20 protein-coding genes are annotated in these 24,397 nt (G+C 64.8%); 3 read left to right on the top strand and 17 right to left on the bottom strand.

The window, feature by feature from the left end; all coding sequences use genetic code 11:
• Positions 1-69: 69 nt before the first annotated feature.
• From addA to KLP42_RS22965, 11 genes are all read right to left on the bottom strand, one after another.
• Positions 70-3,627, bottom strand: coding sequence for a double-strand break repair helicase AddA (gene addA, locus KLP42_RS23015; protein ID WP_215569923.1), 3,558 nt, complete (start codon positions 3,625-3,627; stop codon positions 70-72).
• The gene (gene addB, locus KLP42_RS23010; protein ID WP_215569921.1) at positions 3,620-6,826 is read right to left on the bottom strand and encodes a double-strand break repair protein AddB; all 3,207 of its coding nucleotides are present in this window, start codon (positions 6,824-6,826) and stop codon (positions 3,620-3,622) included. The genes addA and addB overlap by 8 nt, the downstream gene beginning before the upstream one ends.
• Before the next feature lie 2 nt (positions 6,827-6,828).
• On the bottom strand, positions 6,829-7,560 hold the full coding sequence (locus KLP42_RS23005; RefSeq protein ID WP_215569919.1) for a nucleotidyltransferase family protein: 732 nt from the start codon (positions 7,558-7,560) through the stop codon (positions 6,829-6,831).
• 27 nt (positions 7,561-7,587) lie between these two features.
• The gene (gene tsaE / locus KLP42_RS23000) at positions 7,588-9,099 is read right to left on the bottom strand and encodes a tRNA (adenosine(37)-N6)-threonylcarbamoyltransferase complex ATPase subunit type 1 TsaE (RefSeq protein ID WP_215569917.1); all 1,512 of its coding nucleotides are present in this window, start codon (positions 9,097-9,099) and stop codon (positions 7,588-7,590) included.
• Entirely contained in the window at positions 9,096-11,675 is a 2,580-nt protein-coding gene (locus KLP42_RS22995) for a PAS domain-containing sensor histidine kinase (protein ID WP_215569915.1), read from the bottom strand. The genes tsaE and KLP42_RS22995 overlap by 4 nt, the downstream gene beginning before the upstream one ends.
• Positions 11,676-11,869: 194 nt before the next feature.
• A complete protein-coding gene (ahcY, locus tag KLP42_RS22990) occupies positions 11,870-13,270 on the bottom strand; it encodes an adenosylhomocysteinase (protein ID WP_215569912.1) in 1,401 nt (466 codons plus the stop codon).
• 146 nt (positions 13,271-13,416) lie between these two features.
• The gene (locus KLP42_RS22985) at positions 13,417-13,695 is read right to left on the bottom strand and encodes an HPr family phosphocarrier protein (protein ID WP_215569910.1); all 279 of its coding nucleotides are present in this window, start codon (positions 13,693-13,695) and stop codon (positions 13,417-13,419) included.
• 9 nt (positions 13,696-13,704) lie between these two features.
• Positions 13,705-14,106, bottom strand: a complete 402-nt coding sequence (locus KLP42_RS22980) for a PTS sugar transporter subunit IIA (RefSeq protein ID WP_143125240.1) — start codon at positions 14,104-14,106, stop codon at positions 13,705-13,707.
• A 127-nt stretch (positions 14,107-14,233) separates the two neighbouring features.
• Positions 14,234-14,701, bottom strand: coding sequence for an HPr kinase/phosphorylase (locus KLP42_RS22975; protein ID WP_215569909.1), 468 nt, complete (start codon positions 14,699-14,701; stop codon positions 14,234-14,236).
• Positions 14,698-16,482: a sensor histidine kinase gene (locus tag KLP42_RS22970; RefSeq protein WP_502941343.1), complete on the bottom strand. Its 1,785-nt coding sequence runs from the start codon at positions 16,480-16,482 to the stop codon at positions 14,698-14,700. The genes KLP42_RS22975 and KLP42_RS22970 overlap by 4 nt, the downstream gene beginning before the upstream one ends.
• Before the next feature lie 82 nt (positions 16,483-16,564).
• Positions 16,565-17,287, bottom strand: coding sequence for a response regulator transcription factor (locus KLP42_RS22965; protein WP_215569906.1), 723 nt, complete (start codon positions 17,285-17,287; stop codon positions 16,565-16,567).
• A gap of 307 nt (positions 17,288-17,594) precedes the next feature.
• Here KLP42_RS22965 and KLP42_RS22960 point away from each other — a divergent pair, with 307 nt between their 5' ends.
• From KLP42_RS22960 to KLP42_RS22950, 3 genes are all read left to right on the top strand, one after another.
• Positions 17,595-19,205 (top strand): phosphoenolpyruvate carboxykinase, encoded by a 1,611-nt coding sequence (locus tag KLP42_RS22960; RefSeq protein WP_215569904.1) that lies wholly within the window; start codon positions 17,595-17,597, stop codon positions 19,203-19,205.
• Between the two features lie 83 nt (positions 19,206-19,288).
• Positions 19,289-19,723 (top strand): alternative ribosome rescue aminoacyl-tRNA hydrolase ArfB, encoded by a 435-nt coding sequence (arfB, locus tag KLP42_RS22955; protein ID WP_215569901.1) that lies wholly within the window; start codon positions 19,289-19,291, stop codon positions 19,721-19,723.
• A 7-nt stretch (positions 19,724-19,730) separates the two neighbouring features.
• A complete protein-coding gene (locus KLP42_RS22950; RefSeq protein WP_215569899.1) occupies positions 19,731-20,342 on the top strand; it encodes an alpha-ketoglutarate-dependent dioxygenase AlkB in 612 nt (203 codons plus the stop codon).
• A 46-nt stretch (positions 20,343-20,388) separates the two neighbouring features.
• Here the strand turns inward: KLP42_RS22950 and coaA are convergent, their stop codons facing one another.
• The 6 genes from coaA to KLP42_RS22920 are packed head-to-tail and all read right to left on the bottom strand — an operon-like array spanning position 20,389 to position 24,315.
• Positions 20,389-21,384 carry a type I pantothenate kinase gene (gene coaA / locus KLP42_RS22945; RefSeq protein WP_215569897.1) on the bottom strand — a complete coding sequence of 332 codons (996 nt, stop codon included), beginning with the start codon at positions 21,382-21,384 and terminating at the stop codon, positions 20,389-20,391.
• Positions 21,381-21,704, bottom strand: coding sequence for a phosphoribosyl-ATP diphosphatase (locus KLP42_RS22940; protein WP_215569895.1), 324 nt, complete (start codon positions 21,702-21,704; stop codon positions 21,381-21,383). The genes coaA and KLP42_RS22940 overlap by 4 nt, the downstream gene beginning before the upstream one ends.
• An 11-nt stretch (positions 21,705-21,715) precedes the next feature.
• On the bottom strand, positions 21,716-22,504 hold the full coding sequence (gene hisF, locus KLP42_RS22935) for an imidazole glycerol phosphate synthase subunit HisF (protein ID WP_215569893.1): 789 nt from the start codon (positions 22,502-22,504) through the stop codon (positions 21,716-21,718).
• Complete coding sequence (gene hisA, locus KLP42_RS22930) at positions 22,501-23,244, bottom strand: 1-(5-phosphoribosyl)-5-[(5-phosphoribosylamino)methylideneamino]imidazole-4-carboxamide isomerase (RefSeq protein ID WP_215569883.1); 744 nt, start codon at positions 23,242-23,244, stop codon at positions 22,501-22,503. The genes hisF and hisA overlap by 4 nt, the downstream gene beginning before the upstream one ends.
• Before the next feature lies 1 nt (position 23,245).
• On the bottom strand, positions 23,246-23,896 hold the full coding sequence (hisH, locus tag KLP42_RS22925) for an imidazole glycerol phosphate synthase subunit HisH (protein ID WP_215569881.1): 651 nt from the start codon (positions 23,894-23,896) through the stop codon (positions 23,246-23,248).
• Positions 23,896-24,315 (bottom strand): DUF2628 domain-containing protein, encoded by a 420-nt coding sequence (locus KLP42_RS22920; RefSeq protein WP_215569879.1) that lies wholly within the window; start codon positions 24,313-24,315, stop codon positions 23,896-23,898. Before KLP42_RS22920 ends, hisH begins: the two co-directional genes overlap by 1 nt.
• Positions 24,316-24,397 lie beyond the last annotated feature (82 nt).

The raw sequence follows: 24,397 nt of genomic DNA, 5'->3' as shown, positions 1-24,397 counted from the left end.
TGTTGTCACAGATGTGATGCGCGCAGGCGCGAAATTCAATCCTGCCTATCTCACTTTGTCCTGCCTATCTCACTTTGTATTGAGTTCGGCAAGGGAGCCCGCCAGCACCTGATCCGGCAGCACGAGCACCCGCGCCGTTTCGGTATAGACCAGCACGCAGCGGATGGCGCGGCCCGGATAGAGCGGCCGCAGCATCTCGCGATAGATCGCCATCTGGGCGCGATGCGAGAGCGGCGCTGCCTCCGCCGTCTGCGGCGTGAAGCGGTTCGTCTTGTAGTCGAGGATCGTCACGGTGCCGTCAGGATCGATGCTCATCCGGTCGATGCGGCCGGAGACGGCATGGTCGCGTCCGTTGAGCGACAACCGGCCCATGATCGAGACTTCCGCCTGCGCGCCCGGCGTCCACACCGACTGCAGGTCGGGATGCGAAAGCACGCCGAGGATGGAGGCGAGAAGCGCCTCGCGCTCCGCGGCCGGCCAGAAGCCGGCGGTGCGGGAAAGATAGCGCCGGGCGGCCGCCTCCTGTTCCGCCCGTGGCAAGGCGGGCAGCATCTGCAGCATGCGGTGCGTCAGGCGGCCCTTCTGAAGGGCCCTGTTGGCAGCGGGTTTTTCACCGAAGAGCGGCGAGACGAAGGGGGCGTCGCCATCCTCTTCCTCGATCATGACGCCGGCACCCGAGGGGCTGAGCGGACGGGGCAGGGGCGGCAGGGGCGGCAGCGGTTGAAACAGCGCCTGCGGCAGCCTGTCTTCGGCATGGTGCGCGGTTTCCGGTGCCTCTTCCTCCCGCTCCAGCGTCCGTTGTGGACCGGAGACCATGCGCCAGCGATAGCCGCCCCATTCGCCATCGGGGCCCGAAAAACGCGCCGGCTCGCAATGGGCGGTATCGGCGCTCAGCGCCCGCTCCACCATGGCAAGCCAGCTTTCGTCATTCTCCTTCTTGCCCCGATAGCCGCACAGGATCAGCCGATCGGCGGCGCGCGTCATGCCGACATAGAGAAGGCGGCGATATTCCTCCTCCGCCGACTGCTTCAGCCGGTCCTCGTCGGCCGCGCTCAGCGCATTGGCCAGCGTCTTGCCCGGCACCCAGGCCGGCATCCGCGCATGGCCCGGCGCCAGGAAGCGGAACTTCGGCACGTGGCTGGAGATGAAGGCCTTCGATCCGCTGTCGACCAGGAAGACGACCGGCGCCTCCAGTCCCTTTGACGCGTGCACCGTCATGATGCGCACCTCGTCGCGGCCACTGTCCTGCTCGCGCTTGATCTCCGGCGATTCCAGCTCCAGCGTCGAAATGAAGCTCTGCAGGCCGGGCAGGGTCTTGTCCTCATGATCGAGCGCAAGGCTCAAGAATTCGTCCAGAACATCGCCAGCCTCGCTGCCGAGCCGCGCCAGGAAGCGCTTGCGCCCGCCCTCGGCTCCCAGCAGACGGGCAAAGAAATCATGCACGCTGAGCCGACCCGCCAGGCCGCGCAGATGTTCCAGCCGATCGCGGACCGCAGCAAGCCGCGCCTCACCGGCATCGGCCAGCGCGCAGAGCTGCTGCCAGGCGGCGGTTGAATCCGGGCGGAGAGCGGCGATGCGGAAGAGATCGTCCTCATCAAGGTCGAAGAGCGGACTTTTCAGTGCGGCGGCGAGCGACAGATCGTCCTGCGGCTGCAGCAGGAAACGCGAAAGCGCCATCAGGTCCTGCACCGCGATATGGCTTGCCAGCCGCAGGCGGTCGGCACCGGCGACCGGAATATCGCCGCGCCGCTTCAGCGCCCGGGTCAGTGCATTGACGAAGGCATCGCGCTTGCGCACCAGCACCAGAATGTCGCCGGGGCGGATCAGCCGCTCCTTGCCCTTCTCGATGACCGTCTCGCGGCCGACCAGTTCACCGATCCGGTGGGCGATGCGGGCCGCGAGAATGGCGGAGGGCGCGCGGTCCGGTGTCGCATCGAAGGGCGCCGTCCAGTCCTCCTCCATGTCGCTCACCTCAGGCGCCACGGTCTCCCACAGATCGACGGCCCCGGCATGGCCGATGCGGTTGGAGCGGTGAATGACCGGATCGCCGATGGCGCTCAGGCCCCTTGCATTTTCCTCCAGCGAAAAGACCTGGTCGACGGCGCTCAGCACATCGGCCGTCGAGCGGAAGGAGAGGGGCAGCCGCACGGCATGGAAGCGCAGGCCGCTTTCGGCGACCCGCCGTTCCGTGGCGCTGCGCTCCTCGGCAAAACGCTCCGGGCGGGCGCCCTGGAAGGAATAGATCGACTGCTTTTCGTCGCCGACCGCAAACAGGGTGCGGCGGGTTTCGCGCGCGCTGCGGCCGCTGAAGAAGTCTTCCGCCAGGGACTGGATCACGGTCCACTGGATCGGACTGGTATCCTGCGCTTCGTCGACCAGAATGTGGTCTATGCCCTGATCCAGCTTGTAATGCACCCAGGCACCCACGCCATCGCGGGTCAGCAGATCGGCGGTGCGGTTGATCAGGTCCTCGAAGTCGAGCAGGCTGCGGCGGCGCTTCAGCTCTTCGTAATCCTCGCTGAGCCGTTCGGCAAGTGTCAGGGCGGCGCGGGTGGCGGCAAACATCCGCACCACCTTCAGCCGGTCGCGGCAGGTCGCCACATGGTCGCGCGCCTCGGCTATGGCTTCGGCCAGGTCCGGGGCGGCCGTCAGCATCGCTTTGGCCACCAGCGAGGAATCCGCCTTCGGCTTGCCGGCCTGTGTCAGGAAGACCTGATCGAGCAGGCGGGCGCGCTCGGCCGGGTCCGTTTCCGCGATGGCCCGCTTCAGGGTGATGGCTGCCTCGCCCGCCTTGGCGCCGCCCTTGGCCTCGGCAAGCTCCAGATAGCTGGTCAGCCGTCCGGCGACGAGGCCGGGCAATGGCCAGTAGGCGGAAAGCGCCGTCTCGATGGTTTCATCCGGTGCCAGGCCATAGGCGCGGCGCAGCACCGCATCCCGCCCGCCCTGTTCCGAAGCCGCGTCCAGAAAGTGGCCGATGGCGGCGCGATTGGCGACGATATCCGAGAGCAGGGCTTCCAGACCGGATTCGTCGCCGAGATCCAGCACATGGGCAAAGGCCTCGGCGAGGTCCGCATCCTCTTCCATCGCGGTCGCCGTCAGCAGCGAGCGGCGCGCTTCGGCCAGCAGGGCGGAGGCGGAGACATCGTCCAGCACGGAGAAATGGCCGGCGACATTCGCTTCCAGCGGAAACTGGTGCAGCAAAGCCTCGCAGAAGGCGTGGATGGTCTGGATCTTCAGGCCGCCCGGCGTCTCCAGCGCCTTCGCGAACAGGCGGCGTGCATCGGCAAGCTTAAACGAATCCGGCTCATGGCCCTCGATGCCGGCGATTCTGTCCCTGAGCTGCGCATCCGGCAGCACGGCCCATTCCGCCAGCCGCTGGAAGACTCGGTTCGACATTTCGGAGGCGGCGGCCTTGGTATAGGTCAGGCAGAGAATGGCCGAGGGGCGGCAGCCGGAAAGCAGCAGCCGGATGACACGCTGGGTCAGCACATGCGTCTTGCCGGAGCCGGCATTGGCCGACACCCAGGCGGAACTTTGCGGATCGGAGGCGCGCGCCTGCTGACCGGCCGTCCAGTCCAGCCAGCGGCGGGGATCCTCGCCCAGCGTCTCCAGTCCTGTCTCACTCATCGCCGTCACTATCCTCCGCATCCGCCGTCGACCACTCCGCCACGCGGGCCAGATGATCGTAGTCGCCGCCGAAATCGTTCTGCATCATCGGGACGAGCCGGGAGGCGAAGCCGACGCGATTGTCCCGGAGCCGCGTCACGAAGCCCGTCAGCTGGCTGATTGCGTCCTGCGCCAGTTCCAGTGCCGATTTGGGCTGGGTGGTGGCGGTGGCGCGCGCGCCCTCGTTGTTCACCTTGTCCCACGTGAAACGCTCGCCCGGGCGCAGCCGCACATAAAGAAGATTGTCCGGCCGCTGCACGCCGATCGCCTTGAAGGCCCCGGCCTGCAGGGCTGCTGCCTCGAGCGCCAGCTGCGGATCGAGCAGGGCTCTTGCCTGGGCGGGCGACGGGTTGAGGCCGGTCTTGTAGTCAATGATGTCGGCATCGCCAGAGCGCCTGATGTCGATCCGGTCGGCAATGCCGGTCAGCCTGATGCCGGCTTCCGCCAGTTCATAGCCGGCCGGAAGTTCTGTATAGGTGCGGCGGATGTCCGGCGCGCGGGCCTCTTCCCAGCGCAGGAAGGCACGGGCCACCTCGCGGAAGCGCGGCCGCCACACCTGATCGATATGCGGCGGCAGCGCCTCGCGGTCGAATTCCTCGGCAATCAGGCGCTGCATCACCTCAAGCGCATGGGGCGAGCCCGGCGCCGGGGCGACGCGCGTATAGCGCTCGATGATGCGGTGATAGAGGGTGCCGCGGTGGGCAGCGCCCGGATCCTCGTTGAAGGCTTCGAGCGGATCAAGCCGGAGGATGCGCCTTGCATAGATGGAATAGGGGTCGCGGCGAAGCCGCCCGACCTCGCTGAAGGAATAGCTGAGCGGCTGGCGATCTGCCGGCGGCGTCGGCGCTGGGCGGCGGGCAAGCGGCTGCCGTTCCTCGGGCTGCGGTGTATCGATCATCCGGGCCCAGCGGCGATAATCCTCGCCGCGCGCCCGCAGATCGCGTGCCAGCTGCTCGCCGCCGAGCGCCAGCAGGCGTTGCAGCCAGCGGGAGGCGACGGTGGGCGCGCCTCCCTGGCGCAGCGCGCGGGAATAGATGATGTGGCGCGTGCCGTTCGCCATCTGGAAATCATGCGCCAACTGGCCGATCCGCCGTTCTGGCGGTTCAAGGCCCATGTCGGTTTTCATGCTGCGCGACAGGAAGGGGTTCTGCACGGATTGCCCCGGCCAGGAACCTTCGTTCATGCCGCCCAGCACAAGGGTGTCGACGTTTTGCAGGCGGGCTTCCAGCGTGCCGAAGATGAAGACGCGCGGATGGCTGAGCTGGCGGGGCTTGACCGCTTCGCTGGCCATCAGGGCGGCCATGATGTCGATCCATTGCGGGCCGTCCGCCTCGATCTGGCCATCGGTCTCGATGATCTCGCCGAGAAGCCCGGCCAGCCGTTCGCCGGCTTCTCCGGTCCAGAGCGGCCGCAGGCCCTGTTCCGCATCCAGGCCGACGGCCTCCAGCACGCGGCCGGTGCGGTTGGCCCAGTCGGACAGGGTCAGCCGCGCGGTCATCGGGCGTCCGTCGGCCCGACGGGCGACAAGTACCTCCGTCAGCGGCTCGACGGCGGCGGCGATCCGCCTTGCCAGCGCGCGTGCCTGATCGGGCGCATCCGGCGGCAGCGACTGGCGCCACTGGGGCGGATGGCGATCCTCTTGCTGTTCGGCGAGCCGCTTCTCCAGCAGCGGCTCCAGGCCGGCCAGGTCCGGCTCGCCGGTGCCGCCGCGCAGCGCCAGAAGCTCCAGCGCCTCCGAAGCCGGACGCCCTTCGGCAGGTGCAAGCCCGAAGCGGGCGAGCGGATGCTTCATGAGGGCGGTGATGGCGACAGGGTCACCCGGTCGCAATACGGCTTCCAGCACCAGCGTCAGCAGCGTGCCCTGCGGCGTGGCCGAAAGCGGCGTGCCGGCCGTGTCGTCGGCGGTGATGCCGAAGCGAGCGAGTTCGGCGGCAACGCGACGGGCAAGCGCGCGGTCTGGCGTGATGAGGGCGGCCTGCGAGTGTCCGTCGCGTCCCGGTGCTTCGAGTGCCATGCGCAGCGCAATGGCAATCGCGGTGGCTTCCTCCCGCTCATTGGCGGCCTCGATCAGGCTGACATCGGCAAAGGCGGCGCGGATCGTTTCCTGCGAGGTCTCCTGACGCCAGTCGTTCCAGCGGTCGGTCGCATCGGCCGGAGCCAGCGCCTGCGACAGAAGCAGGGAGCGGCAGGCGATATCCTCATCGGGGGCGCCAAGCACCTCCACATCCGTACGCGGCACGGTGAGTTTTTCCAGCAGTCGATAGAGGCCGTATTGCGGGTGGCTGCGGCTGGCGGGGTCCGGGCGCAGTCCGTCGGCGCCGCGGCCGAGCAGGGCCCATTGATCCTCGGGCATCTCCTGATCGAGGCCGGGAAGCACGACGGCGCCGTTCGGCAGTCTGGCGATTGCGGCAATCAGATTGGCGGCAGCCGGCACCGAACCGGTGGAGCCCGCCACGATCACCGGGCCATCACGGCGCTCCGTCTCCATGCGCCGTGCCTCGCCATGCAGGATGGCCGCCTTGTGGCGTGCGGGCGAGGAGCGGCGCAGTTCTTCCAGCCGCGCCGGCCAAAAGGCGCTGGCGATCTTGAGGAATTCCGCCGTCAGCTGCCACCAGAGCGAATGGTCGCCGGTCTGCAGCCGTTCGAGATCGGCCCAGTCGCGCTCTTCCGTCTCGATTGCGTCGATCAGTTCGCAGAGCGACCGCGCCAGCCAGATGGCATCGGCGGGGCTGGCGGGCGCGACGAGCGGCGAATCCCGGTGCACGTCGATGATCGCCTGTGGCAGGGCGTTGCGCCAGGCGAGAATGAGGCGCCCCAGTTCCAGCAGCCGCGCCGTGCTGCTGATCGGCAAGGCCAGGTCCATCTCTTCCGGTGCGACGAGATCGAAGAAGCCGGCATCGTCATCCGTCTCGCCGAGCGGGCGGATGAGCGGCAGAATGGCCGAGCGGCCGCCGAGCAGGTCGACGAATTCGGAACGCAGCACGCGGGCAGCGCGCCGGGTCGGGACATAGATCGTCACCCTGGACAGCGAGAGCGGATCCTCGGGATCGTAGCGAAAGCTGGAGAGCAGACGGCCGTCGCAGAGCGCTGCCGCCACGGTGCGCAGGAAGGGCACCGCGGGGGCAATGGTGAGGATGCGCTTCTGCCGCCGGCTCTGCATGATCAGGCCCGCGCCGGTCGCGCCGCGAGGAAGGCTTCCGCCTCCGCAAGGCCCTCAGGCGAGCCGACCGTGATCCAGTGGCCTTTCAGGCCGGTGCCGAACAGGCGCTGGCGGGCAATCGCCTTGTCGAAATAGAGGTTGAGGTTGAAGGCCGTTTCCGGTGCGTCATCCATGAAGGCGCTGTCCATCACGAAGGCGCCGGCATAGACCACCGGATGCGCATCGCCGTCCCGGTAGCGCGTCAGCCGGCCGTCGGTGCCCATGTCGAAGTCGCGCTTGCCGTCATGGCCGATGGCGCGGTCGAGATCCGTGCACAGCATGGCCATGTCCATGCGGGCAGGATCGTAGAAGGAGATCAGGCGGCTGAGGTTGGATGCCTCGCCGGCCGGCTCGTCCACCCAGAACAGATCGGCGTTCATCACGAGAACCGGGCCGGGCGGCAGAAGCTTCAGCCCCCTGGCCAGCCCGCCGCCATTGTTCATCAGCTGTTCGCGCTCGTCGGAAATGTGGATCCGGAAATCCGGCCGCGCGTCCAGATAGGCTTCCATCTGGTCGGCATGGTGATGCAGGTTGATGGCAATGGTGCGGATGCCCGCTTCGGCCAGCAGGTCGAGGATATAGTCCAGCATCGGCCGCCCGCCGACCGGCACCAGCGGCTTCGGCATGTGGTCGGTGATGGGACGAAGGCGCGTGCCGAGCCCTGCGGCCAGCACCATGGCATTTTCGAGGGTCATCGGGTCGGGTCCTGAAGTCGCTCGTGTCTAGACGCTGAAATCGATTCCCGCTTCTGCCATCCATTGGCTGAGCTGCGCAAGCACCGGATGACGCAGCGTCTGATCGAGATAGCCGAGCGTGCGCGGCATGTGCTGGAGATAACCCGGCTTGCCGTCGCGCTGTTTCAGCCGCACCCAGAGACCGGCCAGCTTGCAGTTGCGCTGTGCGGCCATGATGGCGAAGGCTGTGCCGAAGCTTTCGGCATCGAAGGCGCCTTGCGCGCGGCGCAAGGCCTCGTAGCGTGCGTAAAGCTCTGCCGCCAGGGCGGGCGCAATGGTGACCCGTGCATCCTGCAGCAGCGAGGCGAGGTCATAGGCGGTCGGGCCGATCATCGCATCCTGGAAATCGATGAGGCCGATGCGCTGGAAGCCCTGCTGTTGTGCCCGCCAGATGAGGTTGGGAGAATGGTAGTCGCGCAGCAGGAGGTGCCGCTCGGCACCGGCCAGTTGCGCGATCAACCCGTCCCAGATGTCCAGATAGGCCTGTCTTTCCGCCTCCGTCACCGGATCACCGCCGCGCTTCCACGGCAGGTACCAGTCGATCAGCAGGCGGGTTTCGATCTTCATCGCCACCGGATCGAAATCCGGAACATGGTGCATGTGGTGTGGCCCGGCTGCCAGTTCGCGCACCGGCGCACTGCCATGCAGATGCGCCAGGCAGTCGAGGCTTTCACGATAGCGTTCGGCAATCGGGGCGCCCGCCTCGTCCACCACCCCGTCCGATCCCAGGTGCTCGATCAGCAGGATGCCCTGCGCATAATCGACCGCCAGGATTTTCGGCGCCGCAAGCCCGAGGCTGCGCAAGTGATCGGCGATCGCCACGAAGGGATGCGCGGTTTCGGCCAGATGCGCGACCTTCGGATAAGGCTTGCCGTCCAGCACCGGCGGGCCGTCCGGCCGCAGCGGCCAGTCCATCAGCACGAAGGTCTCACCCGTCTCGCTGACGACCGTCTCATAGGCGCGCAGCGAGGCATCGCCGGTCAGGAAGCGGCGGCAAGCGCCGGCCAGACCATGCGCCTCCAGGAAGGCGCGAATATCGAGCACGCGGCGAATCCGGGCAAGGACCGGCTGCGGCCCGACAATGTCCGCCCGCCTTCCGTCGCCGTCATGGGTGAGGCTGAGGCGAATGCGGTCGGCCGGCAGTTCGGCCTCGGCCATTTCCGGCCATTCCACCAGGCAGATGCCGTCCCGCAGTGCTTCGTCAAACCCGAGTTCATCGAGTTCGGAGCCGTCCGCCAGCCGATAGAGATCGAAATGGGCGACGGGCACGCGCAGGTCGTAGCTCTGCACCAGCGTGAAGGTGGGGCTTGGCACTTCAAGCTCCGGATCGTCCGCCAACGCCCGCAGGAAGGCACGTGCCAGCGTCGATTTGCCGGCACCGAGATCGCCCGACAGCGCCAGGCAATCGCCGGCCTTCAACGCCAGAACCAGATCCTCGCCGAAGCGGATCGTCTCCGCCTCGCTGGACAAAGTGAGCGTGAGGGAGGCTTCGGCCATCATTCGGCGGCAACGGACCGGATGTTCATCGCGCTCGGGATGCGGCAGGTCACGGTGGTGCCTTCGCCCATCCGGCTGTCGATCCGCACCTCGCCGTGATGCAGGTTGACGAAGCTTTCAACGATGGAAAGGCCGAGACCGGCGCCGCTCTTCCTGCCACCCTTGCCGCTGGAGAAGCGGCCGAACACCGTCTTCAGCATATCCTCGCTCATGCCAGGGCCGCGATCTGCCACGGAGAAGAAGAAATCCGTTCCCTCGCGCCAGCCGCGCAGCGTCACGGTGCCGCCTTCCGGCGAGAAATTCGCCGCATTGGTGATCAGCTTGATGAGGATCTGCTTCAGCCGCTGCTGGTCCGCCACGATGGTGCCGAGGTTCTTCGGCGCCAGGATTTCCAGCGTCACGGCGTTTTCGTAAAGCCGGTCGGCAATCTGCATGGCGACATCGTCCAGCAGGTCGTCGACATCCACCTCGGAATAATTCAGCTCCATGATGCCGGCATCGACGGTCGCCAGATCGAGAATGTCGTTGACGATGGTCAAGAGCAGTGCGGAGGAGGCGGAGATGTGGTCCACATACTCCGCCTGTCGCTCGTTGAGCGGGCCGATGCCCGGCGTCTTCAGGAGATCGGTGAAGCCGATGATGTTGGTCAGCGGTGAACGCAGTTCGTAGGAGACGTGCTGGACGAAATCGTTCTTCAGCTCGTCGGCCTTGCGCAGAGCCTCGTTCTTTTCCTTCAGTGCCCGCTCGGCACGCGCGCTGTCGGTCATGTTGACGAAGGTCAGCATGGTCTGGGCGTTCGGCAGCGGGATCACCGCATAGTCGAGCACGATGCCGGAAAAGAGCTCGAACGTGCCTTGCAGCGACGGGCGCTCGTCATCGAAATTGGTCAGCATCTGCCCGAACAGGCGCCAGCCGTCCGGCCGGTCATATTCCATGGCGCAGGCCGCCTCTACGGCGCGGATATGCGTTCCCGGCGCGGTCTGCTCCTCGGTGAGGCCCCAGAGCGCCCGGAAGGCCGGGTTGGACAGGCGGATACGCCCGTCCGGTCCGAAGACGGCAACGCCTTCCGCCAGATGGTCGATGGTTTCGCCCTGCACCTTGACCAGCGTGTTGTAGCGGGTTTCGAGATCCACCTGCTCGGTAAGGTTCTCGAACACCCATGTGACGCCGCCCTGCGGATGGGCTGTGGCGATCACCTGCAGGGTCTGGCCGTTCGGCAGGTGCCAGCGATTGGTCTGCGTGTCGAGCGAACGGTAGACCGAAAGGACGCTTTCCTTCCAGTTGCGCCAGTTCAGCTGCTCCGGCAGCTTGTTCTGGCTGCGCAGGCGGTCCAGCAGTTCGTTGTGGTCGGGCCGGCTTTCCAGGAAGCCGAGATCGAGATCCCAGAGCCGTGCGAAGGCCTGATTGTAGAACTGCAGGCGCTGGTCGCGGTCGAAGATCGCAACCGGCGTTGCCAGGTGATCCAGCGTTTCGGCATGGCTCTTCAGCGTGCGGCTGAGTTCGGCGCGCACGGCCTCCGCCTCGGAAACGTCGATCGCCATGCCGGCGGAACCCGCCTTGCCGACCACGTCCACCACGTCGAAGACGGTGCGGTTGCCGCGCACCACGGTGGAGACCCGGTCATGGAAGGGAGAATGCGCCGCGGCGGTGGCGCGGATCTTTTCGCGCGCGATGGTGCCGAGGAATTCCCGGCTTTCCTGCACGGCCTGTGCCGGGCTTGTCGCCTCCACGGCATCGCCATAAGCCTGGTTGACCCAGACCAGATTACCCTCGGCATCGCGATGCCAGACCGGCTGCTCGAGCGAATCGAGCAGCGTCTGGAACAGGTTGATCGACGAGACCAGCCGTTCGCGTTCGATCTTCAGCTCGGCCAGTTCGGCGCGCAGGTTGTTCAGCGCCACGAAGCGCACGAAAGCCTTGCCGCCCGAGACGCGGCCCTGCACGTCGAGAATCTCGTCGCGGTTCGTCTCCACCGCCATTTCGAAGCTGCGGGCCTTGCCGCGCAGCGCCTCGATGGCCCGCTCAAGCTCTGCCGCCGAATGGGGGCGCAGCCAGCGACCGAAGGCGAGGAAATCGCGATCTTCCTGCGGCGCGCCGGATTCCGCCGGCAGCTGACCAAGGAATTCCGGCCGCGAGGGCCCGGCTTCCCAGATGACGATGCGCCGGTTCTTGTCGGCGATCAGCGCCTCGTAGTTGGAGATGCGCTGCTGCGCCTCGGACAGCGCCATGCGCATGTCCTCGCTCTCCGTCTCCAGATGGCCGCGCTGGCGCACCAGCCAGATCGTCGACAGCAGGGCCGCCGCGATGGCACCCACCGCGAAGGACGAGAAGATCACCTCGGAGGAGGTGAACAGCCGTCCGGTGCTGACCGCCTGCTGCTGGGCCATCGCCGTGCCGGCAAGGCCGGACAGCGCGGTTCCCGCAAGACCGGAGGCCAGTCGCCGGCACAACCGCGCCAGAGGCCGCCGGCCGGATTTCCGACTGGGCATCACCACCAAAGATTGTGTCGATGCCGGTGCCTCGTCGCAACCGCCACCCATGAACGGCTTCCCGCGAGAAGCCCGTTTCTTTTCCGCCATTCCGGTCTGTCTCCGTCCGATTTGCCGCTTTGTCGACAAGACATCCCAGTCCGCGCAACGCCGCACCGATGCGCGAATCAAGTGCTAAAACAATATCTGCTTCGCCAAATTGCGGCAAAGGGGGCGGACAAAAAAAGAGGTCGCGGGAAAGTCAAGCCCGCGACCTCTACATCTTGTGGACAGATTCGGTAAAATCAGTACCTGTAGTGCTCGGCCTTGAACGGACCCTGCTGCGAGACGCCAATATAGGCGGCTTGCTCTTCCGTGAGCTGGGTAAGCTTCACGCCGAGCTTGGCAAGGTGCAGACGGGCGACCTTCTCGTCCAGATGCTTCGGCAGCACATACACGCCGGGCTTGTACTCGCCGGTCTTGGTGAATAGCTCGATCTGGCCGAGAACCTGGTTGGTGAAGGAGGCCGACATCACGAAGGAGGGGTGGCCGGTGGCATTGCCGAGGTTCAGCAGGCGGCCTTCCGAGAGCAGGATCATCCGGTTGCCCTTCGGGAAGGTGATCATGTCCACCTGCGGCTTGATGTTCGTCCACTTCAGGTTCTTGAGGGCCGCGACCTGAATCTCGTTGTCGAAGTGACCGATATTGCCGACGATCGCCATGTCCTTCATCTCGCGCATGTGCTCGATGCGGATGACGTCGCGGTTGCCGGTGGTGGTGATGAAGATGTCGGCGGAGGAGACGACATCTTCGAGCTGCACCACTTCATAGCCGTCCATGGCGGCCTGCAGGGCGCAGATCGGATCGACTTCCGTCACCTTCACGCGGGCGCCGGCGCCCGTCAGCGAAGCGGCGGAGCCCTTGCCCACGTCGCCATAACCGCAGACCACGGCCACCTTGCCGGCCATCATCACGTCGGTGGCGCGGCGAATGCCGTCGACCAGCGATTCCTTGCAGCCATACTTGTTGTCGAACTTCGACTTGGTGACGCTGTCGTTGACGTTGATGGCGGGGAAGGGCAGGAGGCCCCGCTTGGCAAGATCATAGAGGCGGTGAACGCCCGTGGTGGTTTCTTCCGTGACACCCTTGATCGCATCGCGCTGCTTGGTGAACCAGCCCGGCGATGCCTTGAGGCGCTTCTTGATCTGGGCGAACAGGATCTCTTCCTCTTCCGAACCCGGATTGGAGAGCACGTCCTCGCCGGCCTCGGCGCGGGCGCCGAGCAGGATATACATGGTGGCATCGCCGCCGTCGTCGAGGATCATGTTGGACAGGCCGCCATCGGTCCACTGGAAGATGCGGTCGGTATAGTCCCAGTATTCGGTCAGCGATTCACCCTTCACGGCAAAGACCGGGATGCCGGCGGCCGCGATGGCGGCGGCCGCATGGTCCTGCGTGGAGAAGATGTTGCAGGAGGCCCAGCGGACGTCGGCGCCCAGAACCTTGAGGGTTTCGATCAGTACGGCCGTCTGGATCGTCATGTGCAGCGAGCCGGAAATGCGCGCGCCCTTGAGCGGCTTGGTCTCGCCGAATTCGGCGCGGCAGGCCATAAGGCCCGGCATTTCGGTTTCGGCAATGTCGAGTTCCTTGCGGCCGAAATCGGCAAGCGCGATGTCCGCGACGATGTAATCGTTCTCAACTGTCATGGTGGCTCTCCAGCTCCGCAGGGGGCTACCGTTGATCGGCAAGCCGCGTGGAATCCTGCCCCTGCCACCAGGCAAGGGCGCTGCCTGCGTTTAGCAGGCTTCCCGGAAACTAGCAATAAGGATATAAAGAAGTCTTTATATGATCGTTACATCTCTTCGCCAAACCGGTCGGCGATGAGGCGCGTCAGCGCCTCCAGGGCGGCTTCGGCCTCCACGCCGCTGGCGCTGACCTCGATGGTGCAGCCGGGGCTGGCCGCCAGCATCATCAGACCCATGATGGAGGTGCCGCCCACCGTCATGCCGTCCTTGGAGACATTGATTTCGGCATTGAAGCCGGAAACGGTCTGGACGAACTTTGCAGAGGCGCGCGCATGCAGGCCGCGCTTGTTGATGATCAGCAGTTCACGGGTAAGGGATGACGACATCGAGCCTGTTCACTTGCCGCTGAGGACGCGGCTGGCAACGTTGATATATTTGCGGCCGGCATCCGCCGCCTCCGCAAGTGCCTTCTGCATGTCGTTCTCGCCGCGCACGCCGGCCAGTTTGATCAGCATCGGCAGGTTGACACCGGCAATCACCTCGATGCGGCCGCTGTTCATCACGGAGATCGAGAGGTTCGAAGGGGTGCCGCCGAACATGTCGGTCAGGATGACGACGCCATGGCCGCTGTCGGCACGCTCCACGGCGGTGACGATGTCCTGCCGCCGCTGGTCCATGTCATCGTCGGGACCGATGCAGACGGTCTCGATACATTTCTGGGGTCCGACGACATGCTCCAGCGCATGACGAAATTCCTCAGCCAGCTTGCCATGGGTGACAAGCACCAGTCCGATCATATTGAATTCACCCCCCAGTACAAGGATACGCTCGACCTCGTTTCGCACTGCAACAGGTCAGACGGCGGTGGGAAGCCATCTTGTCCATGTAAAGTCGAAGTGCAAGTTAAAAATCGCCGGCTGAACGTCATGTGAAGGGTCGTTCACCCTGAAAATCGGGTCGCAAAGCCGCGATGGCGGCAAGCGGCTCCGTTGTGCTGCGCAAGAGACGCAGGAGCGGAAGTGCCATGGCCTCGCCCAGGGCGAGCATCTCGTCTTCCGGCGGCAGCCGTTCGGCTTCGTTGCCCGCCAGCGGACGGATGGCGAGGTCCAGGCTTGCCTTGGCAATGCTTGCCACCTCAGCGATGCCACTGCCGCGGATCTCGATCAGTCCGGCGATGGAGGCCGGGCGCTCGGCGATCAGCCGGTTGCCGGCCCTGCGGATGAAGACCTGATCGTCCGCCACCAGCGCGGCGAAGGCGCCGGCGCGGCGGGCAGCGGCAAGGCAGGCCAGTGCCAGCATCGACTTGCCACAGCCGGAGGGGCCGACAAACAGCAGGCCCCGGGTGCCGACCGCGATGGCCGTGGCATGGATATTGGTCACGCCCGCTGTCACGTACCGCTCCCGGCCGGCAGCGTGAGCGTGAAGCGCGCGCCGCTGATCGTGCCGCCGCTCTTCAGGTTCTCCGCCTTCAACGTGCCGCCATGGGCCTCGGCGATCTGCCGGCTGATCGACAGGCCGAGGCCGGAATTCTGGCCAAAGCTCTCGCCTTCGGGGCGGTCGGTGTAGAAGCGCTCGAAGATGCGGTCGATGTCTTCGGCGCGGATGCCCGGCCCGTTGTCATCCACCTGGATCACGCAGTTCTCCCGCTGGCGGCTCAGTTTCACGGTAATGCGGCCATCCTTGTCCGGCACGAAGGAGCGGGCATTCTCGATCAGGTTCGTGATGATCTGGCCGAGGCGCAGATCGTGGCCCTGCACGAGATAGCTCGCCTTGGCGCCGGGCTTGTGCTCGACGGCCAGTTCGATGTTGACCGGCTTGCGGCCGGTGCGGATCTGGCGGGAAATATCGACCAGATTGCCGAGCAGGACTTCGAGATCGACCGGTGCCGCATCCGAGCGGGCAAGTTCGGCGTCGAGGCGGGAGGCATCGGAAATGTCGCTGATCAGACGGTCGAGGCGGCGTACATCGTGCAGGATGATGTTGGTCAGCCGCTGCTTGGACTCCTCCGTCTTGGCGAGCGGCAGGGTTTCGACGGCGCTGCGCAGCGAGGTCAGCGGGTTCTTCAACTCGTGGCTCACATCGGCCGCAAAGCTCTCGATCGCGTCGATCCGGTCGTAGAGCGCATTGGTCATGTCGCGCAGGGCGATGGAAAGATTGCCGATCTCGTCCTGGCGGGCGGAGAAGTCGGGTATCTCCTCGCGCTGCTTCACCCCGCGCCGCACCCGGATCGCGGCGGCCGACAGGCGGCGCAGCGGATTGGCGATGGTGGACGACAAAAGCAGCGACAGCAGGATGTTGACGAGCGTCGCGACACCGAAGACCCGCATGATGGCGAGCCGCTCGGCATGCACGATATTGTCGATATCGCCTGCCTGGGTGGACAGCAGCAGCACGCCGAGCACGGCGCGGAAGCGCTGCACCGGCACCGCGACCGAAACGATCAGTTCGCCCTTGTCGGTGACGCGCACGACTGCGCCACGCACGCCGGTCAGCGCATTCATCACTTCCGGATAGATGGAGCCGTCGCCGCCCGGCGCCTCCTTGTAGGCCGGCAGATTCCCGGGCTGCAGCAGGCGGTTGAAGATGCCGGCGAACCATTCGCTCCAGGTGGCGGTCTCGTTCTCCACCGGCGGCAGGTCGTAGCGCAGCACCTGGCCGCGCGAATAGAGATGGCGCGAATCAAGCAGCAGGTTGGCGTCCGCATCGAACAGGCGGGCGCGGGTGCGCGTCGGCGAGATCAGCCGGCGCAGCACCGGCGCGACGCGCTCCGGATCGATCGGAAAGTCGAGATCCTCGTCATTCGGTACCGGGGTAATGCTCTGGCCCGCCTGCAGTTCCAGCAGTTTCTGCGGGTCGATGGTGATCGAATTGGTATCGACGGAGGCGGAGGCGGAAATGGCGCCGGCAATGATCTCGCCCTGCGTCAGCAGGCTCTCGACGCGCGCATCGATCAGCCCCTCGCGGAACTGGTTGAGATAGAGAATGCCGCCGACCAGCACCACGGTCGCCGCAATGTTGAAGAACAGGATGCGGCGGGTGAGGCTGGAAAAAACCGCATTGCCGAAGATGCGGCGCATCAGGGTGAAGGGATGCGACCACAGCCGGCGGGCCGGGCGAAGCGACTGACCTTCGTCCGGACCCGGATTTTCAGACTCGAATGCGTGATCGGCCACGCCTTTCCCTTTCACGGCGACCGCCGGCCGTCTCGGCGGTCAATGTGCGGCGAAGCGGTACTGCTTGTTCACGTGGTGCGTCTCAGGCCGCTTCGCGGAACCTGTAGCCTACGCCGTAGAGCGTTTCGATCATATCGAAATCGCCGTCAACCATTTTGAACTTCTTGCGAAGACGCTTGATATGGCTGTCGATGGTGCGGTCGTCGACATAGACCTGCTCGTCATAGGCGGCGTCCATCAGCGCATCGCGGCTCTTCACCACGCCCGGGCGCTGGGCAAGCGAATGCAGGATGAGGAATTCGGTCACCGTCAGCGTCACCGGCTCGCCCTTCCAGGTGCAGGTATGACGCTCCTGGTCCATGGTCAGCTGGCCGCGCTCCAGCGTGCGGGCCTGCTGGTCGGCCGCAGCCTTCACGGCGCCCGGCGTGCCCGGCGCATCGCTCTTCATCGACCGGCGCAGGATGGCCTTGACCCGCTCCACCAGCAGGCGCTGCGAAAACGGCTTGGTGATGAAGTCGTCGGCGCCCATCTTGAGGCCGAACAGTTCGTCGATTTCCTCGTCCTTGGAGGTAAGGAAGATCACCGGCAGATCCGATTTCTGGCGCAGGCGCCGCAGCAGTTCCATGCCGTCCATGCGCGGCATCTTGATGTCGAAGATCGCAAGCTGCGGCGGGCGCGCCAGAAGTCCGTCCAGCGCAGAAGCGCCATCGGTATAGGTTTCGACACGATAGCCTTCCGCCTCGAGCGCAATGGAAACCGAGGTGAGAATATTGCGATCGTCGTCCACCAACGCGATTGTCTGCATTCTGTCTGTCTCCGCCATTCTGCACGCATCTCCTGGATTGTGGCCCAGCCGGACGGTATGTCCGGTTGCTGCGTTTCATGGGGATAAAGGTGGAACAAATTGTGGCAAAGATAAAGGGGGGCGGCGTTGTGTCGGTTTCCGGCCGGCATCGGGAAGGGCTGTTCAAACCGATTTAAACTGTCTGAAAACTTTTTAAATCGATTAATTATTTGATTTTATTGCGTTAATTGAAAAATCAGCTTGCGCTTTTTTAAACGCGTCGTTAGCCTCCGGCCAACATCAACGTCAGCTCAAAGGAAAGCGCGACATGGAGGAGTACGGAGTTCACAATCCGTCGAATGGCGTTTCGGCCCTCGGCCTTGTGGGTGCTTCCCGCATCAACTACAATCTGAACGAGAGCGAACTCTATGAAGCCGCGCTGCGCAACGGCGAGGCCGAGCTGACGGTGGATGGGGCTCTTCGGGCCGTTACCGGACAGCACACCGGCCGCTCGCCGAAGGACAAGTTCGTGGTGCGTGACGCCAGCACCGAGCCGCATATCTGGTGGGATAACAACAAGCCGATGTCGCCGGAGCATTTCGAGCTTCTGCGGCAGGACATGCTGGCCCATGCCGCCGGCAAGACGCTCTACGTGCAGGACCTGATCGGCGGTGCCGACCGCGATTACGCACTGCCGACCCGCGTCGTGACCGAACTTGCCTGGCACGCGCTCTTCATCCGCAACCTGCTGATTCGCCCGGACCGTTCGACGCTTGGCGCTTTCCAGCAGAAGCTTACTATCATCAACCTGCCGAGCTTCCGTGCTGATCCTGCCCGTCACGGCTGCCGCACGGAAACCGTGATCGCCTGCGACCTCGCCAACGGTCTGGTCCTGATCGGCGGCACCTCCTATGCCGGCGAGAACAAGAAGTCGGTCTTCACCGTTCTCAACTATCTTCTGCCGGAAAAGGGCGTCATGCCGATGCACTGCTCGGCCAATGTCGGCCCGGATGGTGATGCGGCGGTGTTCTTCGGCCTGTCGGGCACAGGCAAGACCACGCTGTCTGCCGATCCGAACCGCACGCTGATCGGCGACGACGAGCATGGCTGGGGCGAAAACGGCATCTTCAACTTCGAAGGCGGCTGCTATGCCAAGGCGATCCGCCTGTCGGCCGAGGCCGAGCCGGAGATCTATGCCGCGACGCGCCGCTTCGGCACCGTGCTCGAAAACGTGGTGATGGACGAAAACCGCGTCCCGAACTTCGATGACGCCTCGCTGACGGAAAACACCCGCAGCGCCTATCCGCTGCATTTCATCCCGAACGCTTCGGCAACCGGCCTTGCGCCGCACCCGAAGACGATCATCATGCTGACCGCCGATGCCTTCGGCGTGATGCCGCCGATTGCCAAGCTGACGCCGGAACAGGCCATGTACCACTTCCTCTCCGGTTACACCGCCAAGGTGGCCGGGACGGAAAAGGGTGTAACCGAGCCGGAAGCCACCTTCTCGACCTGCTTCGGGGCACCGTTCATGCCGCGCCATCCGACGGAATACGGCAACCTGCTGCGTGACCTGATCGCCCGCCACGGCGTCGATTGCTGGCTCGTCAACACCGGCTGGACCGGTGGTGCCTACGGGATCGGTTGCCGCATGCCGATCAAGGCGACACGCGCGCTTCTGACGGCCGCCCTGACGGGCGAGCTGAACAAGGCCGAGTTCCGCACCGACGCCAATTTCGGCTTCGCGGTGCCGGTCGCCGTGCCGGGTGTCGAGACCGCGATCCTTGATCCGCGCTCGACCTGGGCAGATGGCGCCGCCTACGACGCGCAGGCGACGAAGCTCGTCAACATGTTCATTTCGAACTTCACGAAGTTCGAGAACCATGTCGACAGCAAGGTGCGCGACGCCGCCCCCGGCGTGCTGGCCGCCGCCGAGTAACGACTCACGTGGAACATCGGGAGCCGCCGAGGTCTTTGGCCTCGGCGGTTTTCTTTTGTCCGCTCTTGTGAAATAGAGGGTTCATGGCCAGCGATCCCCTCGTCATCAGCAATCGAATTACCCTTGCCGGATGGGAACTGACGGAACAATTCGTGCTGGCCGGCGGACCGGGCGGGCAGAATGTCAACAAGGTCTCCACGGCCGTCCAGTTGTTCTTCAACCTGATGGGGTCGCCGGCGCTCTCGGATCGCATCAAGGAAAATGCCGCGAAACTCGCCGGTCGCCGTCTCACCAAGGAGGGCGTGCTGATCATCGAAGCGAACCGGTTCCGAAGCCAGGAGCGCAATCGCGAGGATGCCCGCGAACGGCTGAAGGAGCTGATTCTCGAAGCCGCCAAGCCGCCACCGCCGCCGCGACGCAAGACAAAGCCGACCAAGGGATCCATCGAACGACGGCTCAAGGAAAAGTCGGGCCGCTCGGATATCAAGAAGATGCGCGGCCGCCCGGACGGCGATTGAGGCTACCATGGCGCTCATGACAAACGGCATCGAATATCACGGCGAGGCGCTTGATCGCGCTGCCCAGCAACATCTCGTCGAGGTGATTCGCGCCTTGGTCGCCGAGGCGCCCCTCTACGTGCCGGTGATGCCGGGCACGGGGCAGCCGATGTCGGTGCGGATGACCAATTGCGGGCCGCTCGGCTGGGTCACGGACAAGGCGCATGGCTATCGTTACCAGGAAACCCATCCGGTGACGGGAAAGGCCTGGCCCGCCATGCCGGCGGAACTTCTCGCGCTCTGGGAGCGGTTTTCCGGCTACCACAAGCCGCCACAGGCCTGCCTCGTCAATTTCTATGCCGACGATGCCCGCATGGGTCTGCATCAGGATCGCGACGAGGAGGATCTTCAGGCGCCGGTGGTATCGATCTCGCTTGGCAATGCCTGCCTGTTCCGTGTCGGCGGGCTCACGCGCCGCGACAGGACGGCTTCGATGCGCTTGTCGAGCGGCGATGTGGTGGTGCTGGGCGGGGAGGGGAGGCTCGCCTTCCATGGCGTCGACCGGATCTATCCGGGCACATCGACACTGCTGAAAAACGGCGGGCGCATCAATCTCACGCTGCGTCGGGTCCATCGCTGACGATGCATGATGCATTGCCGGCGATTCATCGTATCGGATCCATCGCCTAAAGCTTGCGCAGCGCCACCGTCTCGATGAAATGATTGCTGCCCTTGCGCAGGATCAGGTCGGCGCGGGGGCGGGTCGGCAGGATGTTCTGCCTCAGATTCTTCAGGTTGATGTTCTCCCACAGGCCTTCTGCAATCGCGAGGGCCGCGGCCTCATCGATCGTCGCATAGCGGTGGAAGAAGGAGGTCGGATCGCGGAAAGCGGTCTGGCGCAGCCGCATGAAACGCTCCACATACCAATTGTGGATCTGCCGCTCCTCCGCATCGATATAGATGGAGAAGTCGAAGAAGTCCGACACCATGGGCACGATCGTGCCATCGGCGGGCAGGGTGCGCGACTGCAGCACGTTGATGCCCTCGAAGATCAGGATGTCCGGCCGGTCGATGATCGCGTATTCGTCCTGCAGCACGTCATAGGTCAGGTGCGAATAGCGGGGCGCGCGCACGTCCGGCTTGCCGGCCTTGATCGCCGAGAGAAAGCGCAGCAGTGCGCCGATGTCGTAGCTTTCCGGAAAGCCCTTGCGTTCCATCAGGTTTTCACGGCGCAGCACGGCATTGGGATAGAGAAAGCCGTCGGTCGTCACCAGATCGACCTTCGGGCTGGAGGGCCAGCGGGCCAGAAGCTCCTTCAGGATACGCGCCGTGGTGGACTTGCCGACCGCCACCGAGCCGGCAATGCCGATCACGAAGGGCGTCTTGGCCTGGTCGGACAGGCTGAGGAAGCGGTTGCGCTGCTGGAACAGCAGTTGCGAGGCCTCGACGTGCGCCGACAGCAGGCGCGACAACGACAGATAGATACGCCGCACCTCGTCCAGATCGATCGGGTCGTCCAGCGAGCGCAGGCGTTTCACCTCGTCCGCCGTCAGCGTCAGCGGCGTATCGGCGCGAAACTTCGCCCATTCCTCCGAGGTGAACAGGAAGAAGGGAGAGTAGTTGCCGGCGGGTGCGTGTTCTGGCGGGATGTCCGATTCGATGGTCTGGCTGGCGATCGTCATGAGGGCTGTCGGCTCGCCTTTTCCTGCAGGCCCGACTGGACCGTGCGACGTTGAAGCTCTTGCAGCACATCCTGCAACGGAACGCCGGCAATCTTCAATACGACCATCAGGTGATATAGCAGGTCGGCGGCTTCTGCCGTCAGGTTCTGCCGGTCGTCGCGCAGCGCCGCGATCACCGTCTCGACCGCCTCTTCGCCAAGCTTCTTCGCCGCCTTATCCTGGCCGGCCGCGACGAGTTTGGCGGTCCAGGATTGCGAGGGATCCGCCTTGGCGCGCTCGGCGACAATCGCTTCCAGATCGCTGAGGGAAAAACCGCTCATCATGTGTCTCCTCAGTCGAGCCGCATCGCAATGCCGTGCTCGGCCATGTAGCGTTTGGCCTCGCCGATGGAATAGGTGCCGAAATGGAAGATGGAGGCGGCGAGCACCGCCGTCGCATGGCCTTCCTTCACGCCGGCCACCAGATCGTCGAGAGTGCCGACACCACCGGAGGCGATGACGGGAACACGCACCGCATCGGCGATTGCCCGCGTCAGTTCGATATCGTAGCCGATCTTGGTGCCATCACGGTCCATGGAGGTCACCAGCAGTTCGCCGGCGCCCCGCTCCACCATGCGCACGGCAAATTCCACCGCGTCGATGCCCGTCGCATTGCGCCCGCCATGGGTATAGATCTCCCAGGCGCTGGCATTGTCCTGGCCCGGACCTTGCGTGCGCCGCCGTTTGGCGTCGATGGAGACGACGATGCACTGGTTGCCGAACTTGTCGGCGGCTTCCGCGACGAAATCCGGGTTGTTCACCGCCGCCGAATTGATCGACACCTTGTCGGCGCCGGCCAGAAGCAGCTTGCGGATGTCCGAGACGGCCCGCACACCGCCGCCAACCGTCAGCGGCATGAAACAATGTTCGGCCGTCTGCGCCACAACATCGAAAATGGTGTCGCGATTGTCGGAGGAGGCGGTGATGTCGAGAAAGCAGAGCTCGTCCGCGCCCGCCGCATCATAGGCTTTCGCCGCCTCGACCGGATCTCCCGCGTCGATCAGATCGACGAAGTTGACACCCTTGACGACACGGCCGTCCTTGACGTCCAGGCAGGGGATGACACGGGCTTTGAGGGTCATGCACGGCCTCCCTTGGCAGCGCGAATGAGAGAAAGCGCTGCCTCCGGGTCGATGCGACCGTCGTAGAGCGCACGGCCGGAGATGGCGCCTTCGAGCCTTGCCGCGTCCGGTTCCAGCATGCGGCGGATATCCTCAAGCGAGGCGAGGCCGCCAGACGCGATGACCGGGATGGAGACGGCGCCGGCGAGTTCGAGCGTGGAGGCCCAGTTGATGCCGGCGAGAATGCCGTCGCGGTCGATATCGGTATAGATGATCGCGGCCACACCGGCGCCCTCGAACTTCTTTGCGAGCTCGATCACGCCGAGTTCGGAGGCCTCCGCCCAGCCTTCCACCGCCACTTTGCCGCCCTTGGCGTCGATGCCGACGGCAATCTGGCCGGGGAATTTCTGGCAGGCCTCGATGACCAGCGCCGGGTTGCGCACGGCAACCGTGCCGAGGATGACACGGGCAAGCCCGCGCGAAAGCCAGGCTTCGATATGATCGAGCGTTCGGATGCCGCCGCCGAGCTGGACGGGATTGGTCGTCGCCTTCAGGATGGCGTCCACCGCAAAGCCGTTGCGGCTTTCGCCGGCAAAGGCGCCGTCCAGATCCACCACATGCAGCCACTCGAAACCCTGGTCCTCAAAGGCTTTTGCCTGGGCGGCAGGGTCCGGATTATAGACCGTCGCCTGGTCCATGTCGCCGAGCTTCAGGCGCACGCACTGGCCGTCCTTGAGGTCAATCGCGGGAAAAAGGATCATGTCAGGGCTTCCAGCGCAGGAAATTGGAAATCAGGGCAAGGCCGAGCGTCTGGCTCTTTTCCGGGTGAAACTGGGCACCGGCGGTATTTCCGTGCGCGACGAAGGCGGTGACCGCGCCGCCGTATTCGGTGGTTGCCACGACATCATCCGGGTTTTCGGCGGCCAGATGATAGGAATGGACGAAATAGGCGTGCAGGCCGTCGGGACCGGTCGGGATGCCGTCGAAGAGCGCATGCGGCCGGTTCAGCGTCAGCGTGTTCCAGCCGATCTGCGGAATCTTGAGGTTCGGGTCGGAGGGCGTCATCTCGACGACGTCGCCCTTGATCCAGCCGAAGCCTTGGGTCACGTCCTTTTCCAGCCCACGGGAGGCCATCAGCTGCATGCCGACACAGATGCCGAGGAAGGGCCGGCCCTTGGTCTGGACAGCGTCCAAAAGTGCCTCTTCCATGCCGGGAACAGTGGAAAGGCCGCGCCGGCAATCGGCATAGGCGCCGACGCCCGGCAGGACGATGCGGTCGGCCTTGGCCACCATATCGGGATCGTCGGTCAGGATGATCTCGGCCTCAAGGGAAGCCTCGCGGGCTGCACGCTCGAAGGCTTTTGTCGCGGAACGGAGATTGCCCGATCCGTAGTCGATGATTGCAACGCGCATCAGCGTCCTCCACCAATGTCAAAAAGCCCAAGCGCCGGACCATGTCGAGAGGTCGTCTGGGCGGGCGGGGAGAGGTTTTTCCAGTCGGTCACCGGAACGGCAGGCTTGGGTGTTTCGGTCGGAAGGTTCGAGAAATACATCATTTCGGCGGTCGAAAGATCCGGTGCCGCGACCACATCGACCATGGTCCAGCCCTTGGCCATGAGATTGCGCATCACGATCTGCCGTCCCTCCAGGCCGATCAGAAGCCCGAGTGCCAGTTCCGAAAACGTGCCGGCCCAGAAGAAGCCCGACTGGTCGGTGAGCCAGGCCGCTGCCAGTTGCGCCGCCAGAACGGCAAGTCCGATCAGCCAGCAGCGATGGAACAGCAACCAGAGCCCTGGAAACACGAAACCGAGCCAAGCGAATCTGTCCGCCACGAAACATGTCGAGGCATGATCGCGATCCGGCCCACCCGGGGGTGTCAGAACGACAAAGCTGGTCAAGGCTCCTCCTGACGGC

The sequence above is a fragment of the Rhizobium sp. CSW-27 genome (assembly GCF_018760785.1).
Classification (GTDB): Bacteria; Pseudomonadota; Alphaproteobacteria; order Rhizobiales; family Rhizobiaceae; genus Neorhizobium.
The sequence above is the reverse complement of the archived record's forward strand: the minus strand, read 5'-3'. Positions and strand labels throughout refer to the sequence as shown.